The organism is Acetobacter persici (assembly GCF_018256955.1).
Classification (GTDB): Bacteria; Pseudomonadota; Alphaproteobacteria; order Acetobacterales; family Acetobacteraceae; genus Acetobacter; species Acetobacter persici.
Map to the genome: position 1 here is coordinate 1 of NZ_JAERKU010000016.1, position 16,515 is coordinate 16,515.

A 16,515-nucleotide genomic window follows, 5' to 3' on the forward strand; every position below is an offset into this window, starting at 1 on the left:
GCCGATCAATCTAGCAGAGCCAGAGGCCGCTGCCAACCGTCATCTCGTCCGGTGAAGCGGTTTCTAAGCGATCACCCACAACCCGTCAACACCATCCGACACAAAAACTTCAAAAAAGTGCGTCTTAATTTTTAAACACACACAAAACCCCAGTTCCCCGCCAGTTCTCAATGCGTTAGCCGATTTTTCCTCTGCCGAATCACGACTCTGCCTGGATAGAATCGTTTTTGAGAGGACTTCCACGGGGAACCTCGGAGCTGATGATGGGCTTCCCTCGCACCCTTAAGAGACGTTCGCCTTAAAACCGGGCTCTTCCACCAGTCTTCCCCTTACAAACGAAAAAACCCCCGGCGTCAGAAACGCCGGGGGTTCTCGCTCTGTCCGGAACAGACAGCAGCTTAACTATGCTGCGCCACTTTTGTCGGCGCTTTGACGGTCTCCGGATATGTTGTCTCCCAGCCGCCGCCCAGCGCGTTATAGAGACGCACCAAATTATCCGAGATAACGGCCGTGCTGTCTGCCAGTTGCGTCTGGGACGCCAGCAGGCGGCGCTCTGTATCCAGCACCTGCAGGAAACTCTGCATACCGTGGCGATACTGCTCCTGCGCCAGTTGCCATGACCGCTGATCCGCCGCGACCTGCGCCTTCAGGCTGAGGTTGCGCTTCTGCTCGGCCTCATAGGCTGTCAGGGCGTTATCAACTTCACTCCACGCCTTCAGCACGGTTTTGCGATACCGGAGAGCTGCAGTCTTCTGAGACGCTTTTTTCATCTCAAGCTGACCGGTCAGACGGCCACCCTGAAAAATCGGCAAGGAAATGGAGGGGCCGACATTCCATGTCCGGGCGCTCCAGAACCCGAGGTCCCGGAAGGAGAAGGACTGGAAGCCAAACCCGGCATCAATCGTCACTTTAGGATAGAAGTCCGCTTCGGCCTGACCGACTTCCGCTGTGGCAGCATGCAGTTCTGCGTCTGCCTCCCGGATATCCGGGCGTCTGCGGGCCAACTCAGACGGCAGGCCAACAGGCACGGCGGCCGGGACCAGCGGGATGGATGCCGTCTGTGTCAGTTCGGCATTCAGGCCACCGGGGGGAGCTCCCATCAGCAGATTGATGGCGTTAATCTGCATGGCAATCCGCTGCTCATACTGCGGAATGCTGGATGTGGTGCTTTCTACCTGAGAACGGGCGCTCTCAACATCCAGCTCACTCACCAGCCCGCTTTTATAGCGGGCGCTGCTGAGCTTGAGCATCTGCGTCGCAGCATCGCGGTTGGCAATGGTGATGCGCAACTGCTCCTGAAGGCCGCGCAGTTCCATATAATCACGGGCCAGTTCTGCCTGCCGGGCAATGAGAATCCCGCGCCGTTCTTCCATGGAGGCCGTCAGATAGGCTTTGGCGGCTTCATACTGCCGGCGCACACGGCCCCACAGATCAATTTCCCAGCTGGCCTGAAGACCATCCTGCCACTGATTAAGCAGCGGGATAGAGACGTTAGAAGACTGGGAGGACAGGAGTGCCCCCATCCCTTCCGGCGCATTCTGGCCAATACGTTCTACAACGCGGCTGAGCTGCTTGCTGCTGTACTGCGCCCGTTTGTAGGAGCCGGATGCTGCCAGATCGGGGAATCGCTCGGCACCGGCAATCAGCAATTGCCCGCGGCTGACAGCAAGCTGCTGGGTCGCCTGAAGGACATCAAGGTTTTCTGACGCCAGACGTTTTTCCAGAGATGTCAGCTCCGGGTCCTGAAAGACCGACCACCATTCCGGATCTGGCGCCTGCGTGCTGGGTACGCTCAGAACCCGCGATGCCCCTTCCAGCTTGGCATGCTGCCATTCTGCCGGAGTCCACGTGGCGGGTTTTTTGTAATCCGGGCCGACCATGCATCCACCCAGCGCTAAAGCCAGAACTATGGTGCCTGCCCCCGACACATACCGTTTCGCCACCTGATTGCTCCTAACGAAAATCTGTATTCTCACGAACCGGTTCTTGCACTGACCGACCGGTTCGGTCAGCATGCCAACCTATCGTTTTTCAATGTTGCGTCAATCATCATACTTGGGAATAACACCACACGATGTCTGCCACCCCCTCCAAGCCCGCAATGGTGACCCACCTCTGCACAGGAGAATCTGAAGCCAAGCGCGAACAGATTCTGACCGGGGCTAAAGCCATTTTTGCCGCCCATGGCTTTGAAGGGGCCAGTATGTCCGCCATTGCGCGCGAGGCCGGCGTTTCCAAGGGTACGCTCTATAATTATTTTGCCAACAAGTGCGATCTGTTTGCCGCCTTTGTGGAAAAAAACTGCCGGGAAAAGTTACAGGTTCTGGCCCCGGTGCAGCAGTTAGGTCTCTCCCCGGAAAAAACGCTCCGGGCTCTGGCCCGTGAAATTGTCAGGCTGATCATCTCGCCCGAGAGCCTGATGCTCTACCGGATTATTGTTTCCGAGGCGCCACATTTTCCGCATCTGGCCACGACGTTCTGGCAGAGCGGCCCGAAGAGAGCCCTTGAGACTCTTTCAGGCTGGATTGAAGGGCAGGTCGCGCAGGGGACGCTGAAAGTAGACGATCCGATTTTTGCTGCTGAGCAGTTTTTCTCACTGTGCCAGACACGCATTGCGCACAGGAAGCGCTTCAACATGCCGCTGGAGAATGAAGCTGAGGAAGAAGAAAAAGTGATCAGCAACGCAGTCCGCGTGTTTCTGGCAGCGTATGGCGTCGCATCTTCCGAAAAAAAGACAGCGGACTGAACCGCCTTTTTTTAAGCTGGATAAAACAGGCCCCGGACACAAAAAAAGCCTGCCCGCTCTGACCAAGAGAGCGGACAGGCTTTTCAGGGTCTCAGCAGTTTAGCTCAGAGCTGCTGTCAGAGCGGGCACGACCTCAAACAGATCACCCTCAATGCCGTAATCAGCAACCTGAAAGATCGGGGCTTCCGGATCTTTATTGACGGCCACAATCACGCGGCTGTCTTTCATCCCGGCAAGATGCTGGATCGCGCCGGAAATCCCGAAGGCGAGATACAGTTCCGGCGCGACAATCTTGCCGGTCTGACCAACCTGAAACTCGTTCGGCACAAAGCCCGAATCCACCGCGGCGCGGGATGCACCAATTGCCGCACCCAGCTTGTCGGCCAGAGGTTCGAGAATATGGAACTTCTCTTCGCTCTGGAGACCACGTCCACCAGAAACCACCACACGGGCGGATTCGAGTTCCGGACGCTCGGATTCGGACAGGTGAACCGCCACAAATTCGGACACGTTCGGAGTCGCAGCCGGGGCGACAGCTTCCACCGGGGCAGAGCCGCCTTCTGCCGGAGCGGCATCAAACGCGGAACCACGAACCGTCAGAACTTTCTTTGCATCGGAAGACCGCACGGTTGCCAGAGCGTTGCCTGCATAAATCGGGCGCACGAAAGTCTCGGCGTCCACAATGCGGACCACTTCCGGAATCGGCTGCACATCCAGCAGGGCGGCTGCACGCGGCAGCACGTTTTTCCCTACGGCACCGGCAGCAGCAATAATCTGGTCATACCCGCCAGCCAGCGAGACGATCAGGGCTGCCAGAGGTTCAGCCAGTTCATGCGCATACTGCGCATCGGCCGCATGCAGAACCTTGGACACACCGGAAATAGCGGCAGCTGCCTGCGCTACGGCGGCATCACCCGTCACCAGCACATGCACGTCACCCAGCTGGGCAGCAGCCGTTACAGCAGAAAGAGCAGACTTTCTGATCCGGCCTTCTTCATGGTCGAGAAGAACAAGAGCGGTCATGATCAGATCACCTTTGCTTCGTTACGCAGTTTTTCAACCAGCTCACCCACGGAGCCAACTTTTACGCCAGCCTTACGCTGTTCCGGTTCGGCCACGGACACCACAGTGAGGCGACGCGCCATATCCACGCCAAGGTCTTCCGCCTTCAGCGTTTCCAGCGGCTTTTTGCGGGCCTTCATGATGTTGGGCAGAGAGGCATAGCGCGGCTCATTCAGGCGCAGATCCGCCGTGACAACCGCAGGCAGGGCCAGAGAGACATCTTCCGTGCCGCCGTCAATTTCACGCGTGACCAGAACGCGGCCATCCGTAACCTCAACCTTACCGGCAAACGTGCCCTGACCCCAGCCCAGCAGACCCGCCAGCATCTGGCCGGTTGCGTTCATGTCATCATCAATGGCCTGCTTGCCGAGAATGAACAGACCGGGCTGCTCTTTCTCGCTGAGTGCTTTGAGCACTTTAGCAACGGCCAGAGGTTCCGGGCTTTCTTCAGACAGCACCAGAATGGCGCGGTCCGCCCCCATGGCCATGGCAGTGCGCAGCGTATCCTGCGCCTGCTGCACGCCGATGGAGACGACAACAACTTCTGTTGCGACGCCCTTTTCCTTGAGACGCACGGCTTCTTCCACCGCGATCTCATCAAAGGGGTTCATCGACATTTTGACGCCAGCGGTTTCAACGCCGCTGCCATCTGCCTTCACACGCGGTTTGATGTTGTAATCAACAACCCGCTTAACAGGTACTACAATCTTCATGGCTTCTTTCGCTTGCAGACGCAGGATCGTTCAGACGCTGCTTACCGTATTTTGCAACAAAATCACATCCCGGCAGGATAATTAGGGCCACCAGCCCCTTCGGGCACTGTCCAGTCGATATTCTGGGTCGGGTCCTTGATGTCACACGTTTTGCAATGCACGCAGTTCTGCGCGTTGATGTGCAACGCGGGAGAGGTTGCCTCATCCACCACTTCATACACACCAGCCGGGCAGTAACGGGATTCCGGTGCGCGGAACACATCCCAGTTCACCGTTTTCCACAGGGATGGATTCCGCAGGCGCAGATGCACCGGCTGATCTTCCTCATGGTTGGTGGCGGACAGGAAGACGGAAGACAGGCGGTCAAACGTCAGCGTGCCATCCGGTTTGGGGTAATTCGGCTTTTCACACAGCTCGGCAGGCTTCAGGGTTTCATTGTCCTGATGCCGGAAATGCAGGGTCCATGGGGCACGGCCACGCAGTAGCATGGCGTCCAGCCCGGCATAAATTGCCCCACCCTTCGTGCCGAAACGCGCAAAGCCCGGACGTACATTGCGGGCGGCATACAGTTCTTCCCACAGCCAGCTTTCCCTGACGCGCTGCGTGAAGGAGCCGGGCTCAACCCGGTCCGTCTGCATGGCCTCAGCCACAGCTTCCGCTGCCAGCATGCCGGACTTCATGGCCGTGTGGGTACCTTTGATTTTGGGCATGTTCAGGAAGCCCGCTGTATCCCCGATCAGCGCACCACCGGGGAAGGTGAGACGCGGAATGGATTGCAGTCCGCCCTCTGAAAGAGCACGCGCGCCGTAGCTGACACGGCGGCCCCCTTCCAGATGCTTACGGAAAGCCGGGTGCAGTTTAAGGCGCTGCATTTCCTCAAACGGGGACAGCCAGGTGTTGGGATAATCCAGCCCGACCACAAAGCCGTAAGACACCAGATTTTCGCCAAAATGATACAGCCACGCGCCGCCATAGGTTTTATCATCCAGCGGCCAGCCAAAGCTGTGCTGAACCAAACCGGGGCGATGGTTTTCCGCCGGGATTTCCCACACTTCCTTGATCCCGAGCCCGTAGGTCTGCGGGTCCACCCCCTTACGCAGGTCATAATGCGCCATGACCTGCTTGGTCAGGGAGCCACGGCAGCCTTCCGCAAACAGCGTATACCGCCCGCGCAGCTCCATCCCCGGCTGGTAGTTGGGGCCCTGTGCGCCGTCTCTGGTAATGCCCATGTCCCCGGTGGCCACACCAACCACGCGGTTTTCTTCAATCAGGACTTCCGCACCGGCAAAGCCGGGATAAATTTCAACGCCCAGTTCTTCCGCCTGTGTCGCCAGCCAGCGGCAGACTTCACCCAGACTGACAATATAATTGCCATGATTAGCCATGTGCGGCATCAGCCGGTCCAGCATGGGCACACGCAGGCTGCGGGTTTCAGTCAGGTAGAGCATCTCTTCCGAGGTGACCGGCGTGTTAAGCGGTGCGCCCCGCTTCTGCCAGTCTGGCAGAAGCTCTGTCAGAGCCCGTGGCTCAATGACAGCACCAGAGACGATATGCGCCCCGATTTCACTGCCTTTTTCAATCAGGCAGACGCTTGCTTCCGGCGCAAGCTGGCGCAGGCGGATCGCCGCAGCCAGACCAGCAGGCCCGCCGCCAACGATAACGACATCAAACTCCATCGACTCACGCACAGAGTCACTCATTCCTGTTCAGCCCCCGTTGAGATCTCGGCGAAGCCTTCCTAAAGCCGATTTGGCGTGGAATTGCAAAAAAACAGCCTGAGTCGCGTTCGGATTCTGCCTCAGAATCCGGCTCTCAGGCCCTGTTTTTGTCCCGATTTCAGGCTGACGGAGCAGCGACGGCACGCGGGCCAAATGCCAGCTCATGCACGGCACGCCATGCCGGGTCCACAAAATTGACGATCAGCGTGCGGCGGGTGCCTTCAATGGGGCGCTTTACAAAACCATGCCATGTCTTGTCCGAGGGAATGAACAGCACGCCGGAATTAAAAGCACCGGATGCGCGTGTGATAGATTCCCCCTCCGGAGACATCAGGTCTGTGCCCCACGCACCGTTTTTATCGTTTGTGGAGAGCGAGATCAGCAGCGTGAGACGCTTGGCTCCAATATCGGTATGTGGCTCCAGCCAGAACCCGTCCGTATCCAGACACAATTCCAGCCGCAGGGCGGAATCATCCAGTTCCGCGCCACACACATCCCGGAACACGCTGCGCGCTTTTTCGCTGTCAAACAGGTGGGCCATCCGGTCCAGCCGGGTATCCCGCGCACGGGTTGCCGGGTCCACAAACACGCGGAACTTGTTGCGGGTCTCACGCCGTCCGCCGACATCCCCGGCTCTGGCGTCTTCCCCCGGCTCCCATTCCAGAAGAGCCTCACAGGCCTCTGGCTCCAGCACGGAGTCCAGCATCCAGTGTGTAAACGGGACCTGTGCAGGCTGCATGGCAGCCAGCTTTTCTGTCAAAGCGGGGGCGTCAGAACGCATCTGTTCTGTCCTTCAGCTGTGATGCGGGTTCCTGCCTTTAAGAAGAATACCGTTCTTTTTTATGGCATCCGGGCGGGAAAAGTCTTCTCTCCATGCGCTAAAATACGCGCACGATCAACTCCGGTGCTGTAACGCACCCGCCGCACACAGGTTCAGAGCGCTGTGGCGAAGCGGGGCTGCGGGGCCGCATCCGGCGTTGTGGATGATAACGCCTGGCGGTGCGTATCAAACACGGCCGCCACATTCCGCAGGAAGGGGCGCCCGGCTTCCATGACCCGTATGCGGCTCCCATCCAGCAGGACAAACCCGTCCTCCACAAAAGGCTGCAACGCGGCATATTCAGCGGCAAAGTCATGCTCTGCGGCAGCGCCTGCCTGAAGATCAACCTGCATGGTGCACATCAGTTCTTCAATCAGCCGGCCCCGCAGGGTATCTTCCGCAGTCCGGGCCACACCACGGGCAACCGGCAGACAGGGCGCGTCCGCCAGAGCACGGGCATAAGGTGCTACCGCCGTAATATTCTGCGTATAGCCACCCGGCAACATGGAAATGGCGGAGGCGCCCATTCCCAGCAGCACGGTGGACGAATCGGTCGTATAGCCCTGAAAATTCCGCCGCAGCGTGCCTGCCTGCATGGCCCTGACCAGCGTATCGTCCGGCAGAGCGTAATGGTCCAGCCCGATGGGCAGATACCCTTCCGCGCACAGGACCTCCTCAATACGGGCGCGCTGGCGCAGACGCTCGACAGGCTGAGGCAGAGACTCTTCAGGAATCAGGCGCTGGCGCTTCTGCTTCCACGGCACATGGGCATAGCCGAAAACCGCCAGACGGCTGGGCCGCAGCGAGGCGATTTTCCGCGCCGTAGCCGCAACACTCTCTTCCGTCTGATACGGCAGGCCATAAATCAGATCGACATTGACGCCGGACACACCGGCTGCACGCACGGCGTTGATGCAGGCTTCTGTCTGTGCAAAAGACTGGTGCCGCCCACAGGCTTCCTGCACTTTTTCTTCCAGATCCTGCACGCCAAGGCTGATGCGGGTAAAGCCAAGCTCACCCAGCAAGGCAGGATATCCCTCAGGCACGTGCCGGGGGTCCAGTTCCATTGCCAGTTCGGCATCGGCCTCAATACGGAAAAACTTGCGTACGCTGCGCATGACCTGACGGAGTGCGGCCGCAGGCAGGGTAGACGGTGTTCCGCCCCCAAACTGGAGATGCCGCACTGAACGCTGCGGACCGACCAGCGCCACAACACGGCGCAGTTCCTCACGCAGCAGATCACCATACGCGCTGCGCCCGTCCTCATGGCGCATGACGGAGGTATTGCATCCGCAGAAGCGGCACAGTTCATCACAGAACGGAACATGGAAATAAAGAGAAACCGGCGCATCCGCCGGAAGGGCGCGCAGCCATTGCTCGGCCTGCGCCGGCCCGACCGCATCCGTAAAGCTGGCTGCAGTCGGGTAGCTGGTGTAGCGCGGCAGGTTCCCGCCGTAACGAAGAACCAGATCAGATAAAGATACCGCGCTCATACGACTAGAACCGGTATTCGATACCAGCGCCGACCACTGTCGGGTCGAGCGAATCATGCGCCTTGATGAAGGCACCGGATTCACGGTCGTTCGCCCAGGCATGCATCCGCACGAACATCTGCTTGACGTCAAAGTTGAAGAACCAGTTGCCAACGAGCTGGTAATCAAAACCGGCGTTGACGGACGGGCCGCCGGTCACACCGACATTGAGCTTCTGCACGAGGCCACCGGCGGGAGAAACGTTATGGAACCATGCCAGAGTGCCACCAACGCCCAGATAGGGGTTGAAGCGCTTATGCGGGCGGAAGTGCCATGCCAGCGTAACCGTCGGGGGGAGAACCCATGCGCTGCCGACATCCACTTTACCAAACGGCGTGCCTTCAGCAGCCACTTCGTGACGGGTGCTGGCGGCAATCAGGTCGATGGAGATGTTGTCGGTAAAGAAGTATTCAAACGTCAGTTCCGGCATGACCTGACGCGTGGTCTTCACGCGGCCTGGAATAGCGTTGCCGTTCAGCCAGACTTTGCTGTCACGGTCTTCCGGCATCACGCCCAGAGCGGACAGGCGGATCAGGAAGTCGCCTTTGCCCAGACCAATTTTGGTGCTGGCGCAGGTTTCAAACAGGCCGCAATGCCCGCTGCCCGCACGGGGAGCAGCCGGAATCTGGCCGACCACCGGAGCGTTGACGTAAGCCGCATTATTGGTGGCGGCCGGAGCAGCAACCTGAGCCTGAGCTGCGGCGGTGCCGGAGACAGCAGCCACACCCGCCACAAGGGCTGTAAATAAGGAACGAAGCTTGACCATACCTGTTACTCTTCCAACTGCGCTGTAAGTTTATGAGTGGGGAGAAATCACGCGCGGCACCTGTCCACCATGATTTAGATCAAACCTGCGCTATGATCAGTGGAAGAGTGTGTTATTTAAACCACAGCGCACGACACAACTCTGATATTCGCTTTAAACATTCTTGCACTGCGAGAATTTTCAGAGCTGTCGTTGATTTATATCAACAATAACCTAATATTTACGCCATCTCTTTTCAGGCTTTTCCGGCTCATAGTCTGAGTCCGCAAGAGCCGGCATTGCCGGACCTGTATTTTCCATGCTGCCTGCTCCCAGTTCACGGACACATTCCATGCCTCTCAGGCGCAGGTTCTCCACGGAGACAGGCACTGACCTGCATCGGTGCCTTGTCTGTGATATCCGCGCGCAGAGCGTGTGCAGTGCGATTGATGATACGGAACTGGCCATTCTGGCACAGGCGTCCAAGCGGCTGACCCTGCCGCCGGGCACGTCAGTGGTGGAAGAAGGCTCTCCCGCCGTCGCTTTTTATAATGTGACATCCGGGACGGTTAAACTCTTCAAATCCCTGCCGGATGGACGCCGCCAGATTACCGGTTTTGCGGATATCGGGCATTTTCTGGGCCTGACCAACGCCGACACCTATGCTTTTAGTGCGGAAACCGTGGATACGGTGCAGGTCTGCCGTTTTCTGCGCCCGCAGCTTGAAACATTACTGACGGATTACCCGCAGTTTGAGCGGCGGCTTCTCTCGGAAGTCACGGATGAACTGGCTGAGGCGCAGGAGCAGATGCTGCTGCTGGGCCGCAAGACCGCGCGGGAACGTGTGGCGAGTTTCCTGCTGAACCGCATGCTACCCCCCGCGAGCCCGAATCAGACGGAAAGTGAGGGCTGCATGGTCTCACTGCCCATGACGCGGGTTGATATTGCTGATTATCTGGGCCTGACGATTGAAACCGTCAGCCGAACTATCAGCGCCTTACGGCGTGAGCAGACCATTACCGGCACCGATAATCATGGCATCCGGGTGTTGTCCGTCTCCCGCCTGACGGACCTCGCCTCGGGCCAGACCTCAGGGCAGAATAACCGCTAGCCCTTTGTCCGGATGCCAGGACGGTGTCCGCGGCGCGTCCGGCTCCTTACTGTTCCACCAGCCTCCGCCCAGAGCCTGAAACAGAGCAACCGTATCGGACAATCTGTCTGCCCGGGCCTGTGCCAGCGTGAGCTGAGCCTGAAGCTGCGTCTGCTGTGCCTGAAGCATAGCGACCTCGCTCACGTCCCCCAGCCGGTACTGGGCCTGAGCAATATGCCAGCTTTCCGCCGCAGCCGTCGCGGCAGACGCATTGGCCCCTAAGGCTGCGGCATCCGAGCGAATGGCCGTGAGAGTATCCGCCACATCCTGCAAGGCTGCGATCAGGGCCGTGCGATAATCCGCCGCAGCCTGATCATACTGCGCACGCGCCGCATGTTCCTGATGCCGCAGCAGGCCCCCATCAAACAGAGGCTGTGTGATCATGGCGGCCAGCGTCCACTGCCCGAAACCCGGCGTGGCCATCTGCGCGATGGATGCGGCTGCAAAGCCCGGAGTCGCGCCAAGCTGCACATTGGGGAGACGATTCGCCACGGCCACCCCGACCTGTGCACAGGCTGCATGCCAGTTGGCCGCAGCGGTGCGGATATCCGGGCGCTGCTCAACCAGCCGGGCGGGCAGGCTGACGGGCAGTTCAACCGGAAGAGAGAGAGACTCCAGCGTAAATGTCGGCTCCGGGGCGTCCGGCGCGTCTCCTACCAGAGCGGCAATCAGATGTTTCTGCTGCTCAAGCTGCTTTTGCAACGGGGCCAGACTCGCCTCATTCTGTGCCAGAGACGCCCGCTGCATCGCGACGTCATTGCGGGAAAACTGCCCGACCTGTTCCTGCCGCTCCGCCGAGGCCAGCAAGGTGCGCTGCAAGGCCACAAGAGACTGCGTGGCCTGAAACTGCGCATTCAGGGCGGCCTGATCAATCGCGGCCTGCACGATGGAGGATGTCAGGGTCAGATAAACCGCCTGCAACTGGTCCCGCTGCGCATCCCGCAGGGCTTTCGCCGCTTCCACCCCGCGCCGCACACCGCCCCACAGATCCGGCACGTAGGAGATGTTCAGCTGGGCCGTATGCACCGTGTAGAGCCAGGAATTGTTGTTTGGCACAGGAGAATAGGTGCGGGACGTCTTTTGCCGGGTCGGGTTGAAGCTGCCGGAGATAGACGGATACAGCGCGCTCTGCTGGGCCAGACGATTTTCATTAGCCGCTGCCAGCGCATCACGCGCGGATTCCAGAGACGGATTCTGGTCCAGCGCCCGCCGCACCAGCCTGTCCAGATCGGGCGAGTGGAACAGCACCCACCATTGCGCCGGAATATCCTGCCCCGGACGGAACACCTGCACCACACTCTGCGGGCCAGCGGCAGCCGCGTCCGCTGAGCCTGCCACCGGCTGCGTGGTGTCTCCCTTTCCGGCCTGCCCATACGCCGTTGGTGCGGGCGGTGCAGGTTTTTTAAAGTCGGGGCCAACGGCACAGCCACCCAGCGCCAGAGCGGTGGCGGCACAGAGCATCAGGTTTTTCCGCATCATGGCGCAGGCTCCCGTGCTGCGGCCCGGCGCTCACACCACGCTTCCAGCTCGTAATAGAATGTTGGCAGGATAAACAGGGTCAGCAACGTCGCAATCCCCAACCCCCCGACGACAACCGTCGCCAGCCCGCGCTGCACGTCCGTCCCGATGCCGGTGGCAAGGGCGGCGGGCAACATGCCCATGCTGGCAACGGTGGCCGTCATCAGCACGGGGCGGAACCGCTCCCCTGCCCCTTCCAGCACGGCATTATACAGCGGCACGCCCTGCGCCCTGTGCCGGTTGATGTTGGAGACCATGATAATGCCGTTCTGCACCGCCACGCCGAACAGCGCGATAAAGCCTACAGCCGTTGCGACGTTCAGCGTATCACCACGCACCTGCAAGGCGACCAGACCACCCAGAAGAGCCAGCGGCACCACAGCCAGAATCAGCACGGCCTGCCGCATCTTGCGGAATTCGGCAAACAGCAGAACCAGCATGACCACCAGCATAATGCCCAGCGCCACAGTCAGACGGGCCTGCGCCCGCTGCTGCTGCTCAAACGCACCGGCCCATTGCAGCCGGTACAGGCTGGAGTCGAAATGCACCTGTGCGGCAATTTTCTGCTGGGCTTCCGCCATATATTCGGACAGAGGCCGTTTACCGTTATCCACCCGCAGCGTGATCTGCCGTTCCGTCATTTCATGCGAGATCGTGCCCTCGCCGGTTTTCAGGTCGATATGTGCGACCATCTCCAGCGGGATCTGCGCGCCGTTGGCTGCTGTCAGCGGCAGATGGGCCAGCGTGCGCAGATTGCTGACCGTGGCAGGCGGCACCCGCACCGTCATGTTATACGTGCGGTCTGCGATATAGATCTGGGAGACAGGGCCATCGCCAATGGCGTTGCCCACGACGGCCATAATATCCGCAACGGAAATACCGTACCGGGCCGCAGCAGCCCGGTCTGCCACAATATTGAGTTCCGGAATTTCAGGTTCCTGAAAAACCGAGGCTTCCGTCGTGCCTTTTACGGTTTTCAGAACGGAGACAATCTGGTTGCCAATGCGCCGGATTTCCCGCGCATCATTCCCGTAAACACGCAGGACCAGCGCGGAGTGTGCGCCGCCAACCTGATCATTCATTCCATCGGCAATAGGCTGGCTGATGCCAAAATCAATGCCCGGAATTTTGGCCAGACGTTCATGCAGTTTAGAAACAAACTGCGCCTTTGTCTCACCATGCGGCCAGGTGTTGTAGGGTTTCAGGCCAACCGGCACCTCAATATGGGAGGGCGTCCACGGGTCCGTCCCGGAATCATTCCGGCCAAGCTGCGTGACCGCGTAAGATGTTTCCGGAAAGGTATAAATGGCATGGCGCACTTCATCCGCCATGGCGCCTGCTTTTTCCAGCGAGAGACCGGAGGGGAGCTGCACCTGCAACCACAGCGCGCCTTCATCCATTTCCGGCAGAAATTCCCGCCCTGTATGCATCCCCAGCACAACCACCAGCACAAAGGCGATAATCGCGCCGATATAGGCCAGCAGCGGGCGGCGCATGGCATGGGCCAGACTGTCATGGTACAGGTGGTGCAGCTTTTCCAGCGGCTTGTTATGGAAAATCTTGTGCGGCTTGCGCATGGCCAGAAAGGCCAGAGACGGTGTGAGCACAATGGCGCTGAGCAGAGCCCCCAGCAGCGCAAAGCTGACGGTAAAGGCCATCGGCCGGAACAGCCGCCCCTCCGCGCCTTCAAACGCAAAAAGCGGGCTGTAAGCGACAATAATCACCAGCGTAGCGAAGACGATGGCGCGGCCGACATGCTTTGTCAGCCCCTCCACGTCTTCCAGCGTCATGGTGTGGCCCGGCTGCTCCTCCCGCAGGCGCAGGATGGATTCCGTCACCACAATCGCGCCGTCCACAATCACCCCGAAGTCGATCGCCCCGAGGGAAAACAGGTTGGCGGGCATGCCGAGCAGACTCATGATGAGAAAGACCGTCGCCAGCGCCAGCGGGATTGTCACCGCCGCGACCAGCGCACTGCGCGGGCTGCCAAGGAAGAGAATGAGGATAACAAAAACCAGCCCCACACCTTCCAGAACCGTGTGCGTCACTTTCTCCGTGGTGGCGTTCACCAGAACATCACGGTCAATATAGGGCACGATCCGCACCCCCTGTGGCTCTAGCTGCTTTTGCAGTTGCGCCACGCGGGCATGTAGCAGGTCCAGCACTTTCGAGGCGTTTTCCCCCGTGACCATGCTGACAATGCCCTCAATGGTATCGGGGTTGCCGTTTTTCCCCAGAATCCCTTCCCGCACCTGATGCCCAAGCTGCATCCGGCCCAGCTCCCGCAGGAAAACCGGCACGCCGTCATGCTGGGTGACGGGAATATCGCCCATCTCATCCAGCGAATGGATCATCCCCACGCCACGCACAATGTAGGACTGCTCACCCCGCGCCACGCGGCCACCGCCAGCATTGACGCTGCTGTTGGTAATGGCTGTCAAAACATCATTGACGCCCACATGGAAGCGGGAGAGCGAGGCCGGATCCAGCAACAACTGATATTCCCGCGTGAAGCCACCAAAATTGTTGATGGTGGCCACGCCCTGCACTTTGCTCAGAGCGGGCACTACAATCCAGCGCTGGATTTCTGACAGCTGCATCAGATTCTGGCGGTCTGATTCCAGCGTGTAGCGATAGATTTCGCCCGACGGGCTGGTGACAGGCCCAAGCCCCGCCGTAACGCCCGGCGGCAGCGTAACCTGCGCCAGTTGCTCCGTCACACGCTGGCGGGCGGCGTAGACATTTACGCCGTCCCGGAAAATCAGGTTGATAAGCGAAAGGCCAAACGTGCTGCTGGAACGGCTGTTGGCCAGCCCCGGCGTGGCCGCAAGCTGGCGTTCCAGCGGGATGGTAATCTGCTGTTCCACCTCTTCCGCCGCCAGCCCGGAGCTTTGGGTGGTGACCTGAACGGACACAGCCCCGAGGTCCGGATAGGCTTCAACCGGCAGGTCTTTCCACGCCCAGCCACCCCACAGGGCAAGCACGGCCATGGCGACAAAAACAATCCGGCGCTCCCGCAGGCAGGCGGCAATAATCTGCTCAATCATCGTTCAGCAGGACTCCGCCGCGCGTCACAATGCGGTCTCCTGCGCTCAGCCCGCTCAGCACCCGCGTATCTTCTCCTTCATCATAGGAGATTCCGACCTTGCGCCGCATGAACGTCCAGGGGGCGGTTTCAACAAACACCGTCACGTTGTCATTATTCATCAGCAGGGCCGATTGCGGCACCATAAGGCCCGGTGGCTGTTTGAGCTGAATATTGACTGTGGCGAACATATTGGGGTGCAGATCTTCATCCGGGTTGGGCAGCGGGATCATGGCGCGCAGGCGGCGTGTTTCAGGCCGCAGATCCGGCTCAACCGTTGCAATTTCCCCATACAGCAGCACTCCCTGCCGCGCGGGCAGGGTAAGGGTGACGGACTGACCAATATGAATCTGGTCCACATCCGCTTCCGGCACATCCGCCACCGCCCAGATTTCAGAGAGGTCTTCCACGCTCAGCAGTGCTGCGGTAAGGTCCGTCACATTCTGGCCCGGCGCCATGTTAACGGCTGAAACAACGCCATCCACCGGGGAGCGCAGCGTCAGTGTGCCGCCTGCGGCGGCTTTATCATCAAACGAGGCCAGACGGTCCTGCGCGCGGCGTTCCTCCGCCTGCGCCTGCACCAGTGCTGCACGGGCAGCTTCCACATCCCGCGTGGCAGCACCCCCGGCCTGCCTGACCTGCTGAGCGCGCGCCATAGCGGCCTGCGCCAGCACCAGTCCGGCACGGGCTTTTTCTTCATCCGTGGCGGCCTGCGCCATATCTCCGGCCAGCAGGGTCGCCAGTGGCTGGCCGTGCCGCACATGCTGGCCGGGCACAACATTCAGCGCCATAATCCGGCCTGTAACCGGGGCAAATACCGGCACCTGCCGGGAAGGTTCCGTAACAATCGCACCGGGGACAGACAGGGTGTCCTTCGGGACAACAACCTGTACAGCCTCAATTTCCAGCCGCTTCCGCAGGGGGGAGCCCTCCGGCACGCTCAGGCTGCCGTCTTTCCCCACAATAAGGGCCGCCTTTTCCGCCCATGCCGGAGCGCTGGCCATAACGGACACGCTGAGCGGACACACCACGGAACACAGCAGGCCAGACACACCCCACCCGGCACGCAGCAGCATGGCCACTCTCTGTGCAGCGCGCATCAGGCAGCCCTGCATGGCAGATGGAAAAAACGCGCGAGGGTCATAGGGCGGATCGCTCCCACTTTATCAATACGCAGGAGATACCCGCTCAGGACCAAAGCAAACAAGCCCCGAGACTGGAGCATAGCTTTGTTGCATTTGTGGCACTAACCTGATCTGGCTGAAAATTTCATCCATAAGACCCCGAATTTAATCAAAATTTTATAATGGTTTTATGTTACAACATTTTATCCAGAGAGCATTTTACGGATTTCTGAAAATAATATCAGCGTGTAAGCACAAAAAAACGCTGGCCCTTTCCAGAGCCAGCGTTCTTTCAGGCCGGG

General features: G+C 59.6%; 12 protein-coding genes. 2 read left to right on the top strand and 10 right to left on the bottom strand.

All coding sequences use genetic code 11. The annotated features are described in order from the left end of the window. Positions 1-398: 398 nt before the first annotated feature. A complete protein-coding gene (locus tag JK199_RS13620; RefSeq protein ID WP_212376969.1) occupies positions 399-2,015 on the bottom strand; it encodes an efflux transporter outer membrane subunit in 1,617 nt (538 codons plus the stop codon). Between the two features lie 59 nt (positions 2,016-2,074). Here JK199_RS13620 and JK199_RS13625 point away from each other — a divergent pair, with 59 nt between their 5' ends. Continuing rightward, a complete protein-coding gene (locus JK199_RS13625; RefSeq protein WP_244985173.1) occupies positions 2,075-2,746 on the top strand; it encodes a TetR/AcrR family transcriptional regulator in 672 nt (223 codons plus the stop codon). Positions 2,747-2,845: 99 nt separating this feature from the next. On the opposite strand, the gene JK199_RS13630 is transcribed toward JK199_RS13625, so the two are convergent. The 6 genes from JK199_RS13630 to JK199_RS13655 all read right to left on the bottom strand — a co-directional run bounded on the left by JK199_RS13630 (position 2,846) and on the right by JK199_RS13655 (position 9,357). After that, positions 2,846-3,769: an electron transfer flavoprotein subunit alpha/FixB family protein gene (locus JK199_RS13630; RefSeq protein ID WP_212376972.1), complete on the bottom strand. Its 924-nt coding sequence runs from the start codon at positions 3,767-3,769 to the stop codon at positions 2,846-2,848. A gap of 2 nt (positions 3,770-3,771) precedes the next feature. Then, positions 3,772-4,521: an electron transfer flavoprotein subunit beta/FixA family protein gene (locus JK199_RS13635; protein ID WP_077930863.1), complete on the bottom strand. Its 750-nt coding sequence runs from the start codon at positions 4,519-4,521 to the stop codon at positions 3,772-3,774. A 62-nt stretch (positions 4,522-4,583) separates the two neighbouring features. Beyond that, positions 4,584-6,221 carry an electron transfer flavoprotein-ubiquinone oxidoreductase gene (locus tag JK199_RS13640; protein ID WP_212376975.1) on the bottom strand — a complete coding sequence of 546 codons (1,638 nt, stop codon included), beginning with the start codon at positions 6,219-6,221 and terminating at the stop codon, positions 4,584-4,586. A 136-nt stretch (positions 6,222-6,357) separates the two neighbouring features. Continuing rightward, the gene (locus tag JK199_RS13645) at positions 6,358-7,020 is read right to left on the bottom strand and encodes a 2OG-Fe(II) oxygenase (protein WP_025828744.1); all 663 of its coding nucleotides are present in this window, start codon (positions 7,018-7,020) and stop codon (positions 6,358-6,360) included. 152 nt (positions 7,021-7,172) lie between these two features. Then, entirely contained in the window at positions 7,173-8,552 is a 1,380-nt protein-coding gene (gene hemN, locus JK199_RS13650) for an oxygen-independent coproporphyrinogen III oxidase (RefSeq protein ID WP_212376978.1), read from the bottom strand. Between the two features lie 4 nt (positions 8,553-8,556). Beyond that, a complete protein-coding gene (locus JK199_RS13655; RefSeq protein WP_025828742.1) occupies positions 8,557-9,357 on the bottom strand; it encodes an OmpW/AlkL family protein in 801 nt (266 codons plus the stop codon). 331 nt (positions 9,358-9,688) lie between these two features. Between JK199_RS13655 and JK199_RS13660 the strand changes: the two genes are divergently transcribed. Further along, positions 9,689-10,447: a Crp/Fnr family transcriptional regulator gene (locus JK199_RS13660; protein ID WP_244985174.1), complete on the top strand. Its 759-nt coding sequence runs from the start codon at positions 9,689-9,691 to the stop codon at positions 10,445-10,447. On the opposite strand, the gene JK199_RS13665 is transcribed toward JK199_RS13660, so the two are convergent. The 3 genes from JK199_RS13665 to JK199_RS13675 are packed head-to-tail and all read right to left on the bottom strand — an operon-like array spanning position 10,427 to position 16,189. Then, positions 10,427-11,965, bottom strand: coding sequence for an efflux transporter outer membrane subunit (locus JK199_RS13665; protein WP_212376986.1), 1,539 nt, complete (start codon positions 11,963-11,965; stop codon positions 10,427-10,429). The genes JK199_RS13660 and JK199_RS13665 overlap by 21 nt on opposite strands. Beyond that, entirely contained in the window at positions 11,962-15,051 is a 3,090-nt protein-coding gene (locus JK199_RS13670) for an efflux RND transporter permease subunit (RefSeq protein ID WP_077930858.1), read from the bottom strand. Before JK199_RS13670 ends, JK199_RS13665 begins: the two co-directional genes overlap by 4 nt. Then, a complete protein-coding gene (locus tag JK199_RS13675) occupies positions 15,044-16,189 on the bottom strand; it encodes an efflux RND transporter periplasmic adaptor subunit (RefSeq protein WP_244985175.1) in 1,146 nt (381 codons plus the stop codon). The genes JK199_RS13670 and JK199_RS13675 overlap by 8 nt, the downstream gene beginning before the upstream one ends. Positions 16,190-16,515: the final 326 nt, after the last annotated feature.

What these genes read in the sequence shown, in the direction of transcription:
- JK199_RS13645 (WP_025828744.1), bottom strand. Translation starts at nt 7,020, where the DNA reads ATGCGTTCTGACGCCCCCGCTTTGACAGAAAAGCTGGCTGCCATGCAG.
- JK199_RS13655 (WP_025828742.1), bottom strand. Translation starts at nt 9,357, where the DNA reads ATGGTCAAGCTTCGTTCCTTATTTACAGCCCTTGTGGCGGGTGTGGCT.
- JK199_RS13660 (WP_244985174.1), top strand. Translation starts at nt 9,689, where the DNA reads ATGCCTCTCAGGCGCAGGTTCTCCACGGAGACAGGCACTGACCTGCAT.
- JK199_RS13635 (WP_077930863.1), bottom strand. Translation starts at nt 4,521, where the DNA reads ATGAAGATTGTAGTACCTGTTAAGCGGGTTGTTGATTACAACATCAAA.
- hemN (WP_212376978.1), bottom strand. Translation starts at nt 8,552, where the DNA reads ATGAGCGCGGTATCTTTATCTGATCTGGTTCTTCGTTACGGCGGGAAC.
- JK199_RS13665 (WP_212376986.1), bottom strand. Translation starts at nt 11,965, where the DNA reads ATGATGCGGAAAAACCTGATGCTCTGTGCCGCCACCGCTCTGGCGCTG.
- JK199_RS13625 (WP_244985173.1), top strand. Translation starts at nt 2,075, where the DNA reads ATGTCTGCCACCCCCTCCAAGCCCGCAATGGTGACCCACCTCTGCACA.
- JK199_RS13620 (WP_212376969.1), bottom strand. Translation starts at nt 2,015, where the DNA reads ATGCTGACCGAACCGGTCGGTCAGTGCAAGAACCGGTTCGTGAGAATA.
- JK199_RS13640 (WP_212376975.1), bottom strand. Translation starts at nt 6,221, where the DNA reads ATGAGTGACTCTGTGCGTGAGTCGATGGAGTTTGATGTCGTTATCGTT.
- JK199_RS13670 (WP_077930858.1), bottom strand. Translation starts at nt 15,051, where the DNA reads ATGATTGAGCAGATTATTGCCGCCTGCCTGCGGGAGCGCCGGATTGTT.
- JK199_RS13675 (WP_244985175.1), bottom strand. Translation starts at nt 16,189, where the DNA reads ATGCGCGCTGCACAGAGAGTGGCCATGCTGCTGCGTGCCGGGTGGGGT.
- JK199_RS13630 (WP_212376972.1), bottom strand. Translation starts at nt 3,769, where the DNA reads ATGACCGCTCTTGTTCTTCTCGACCATGAAGAAGGCCGGATCAGAAAG.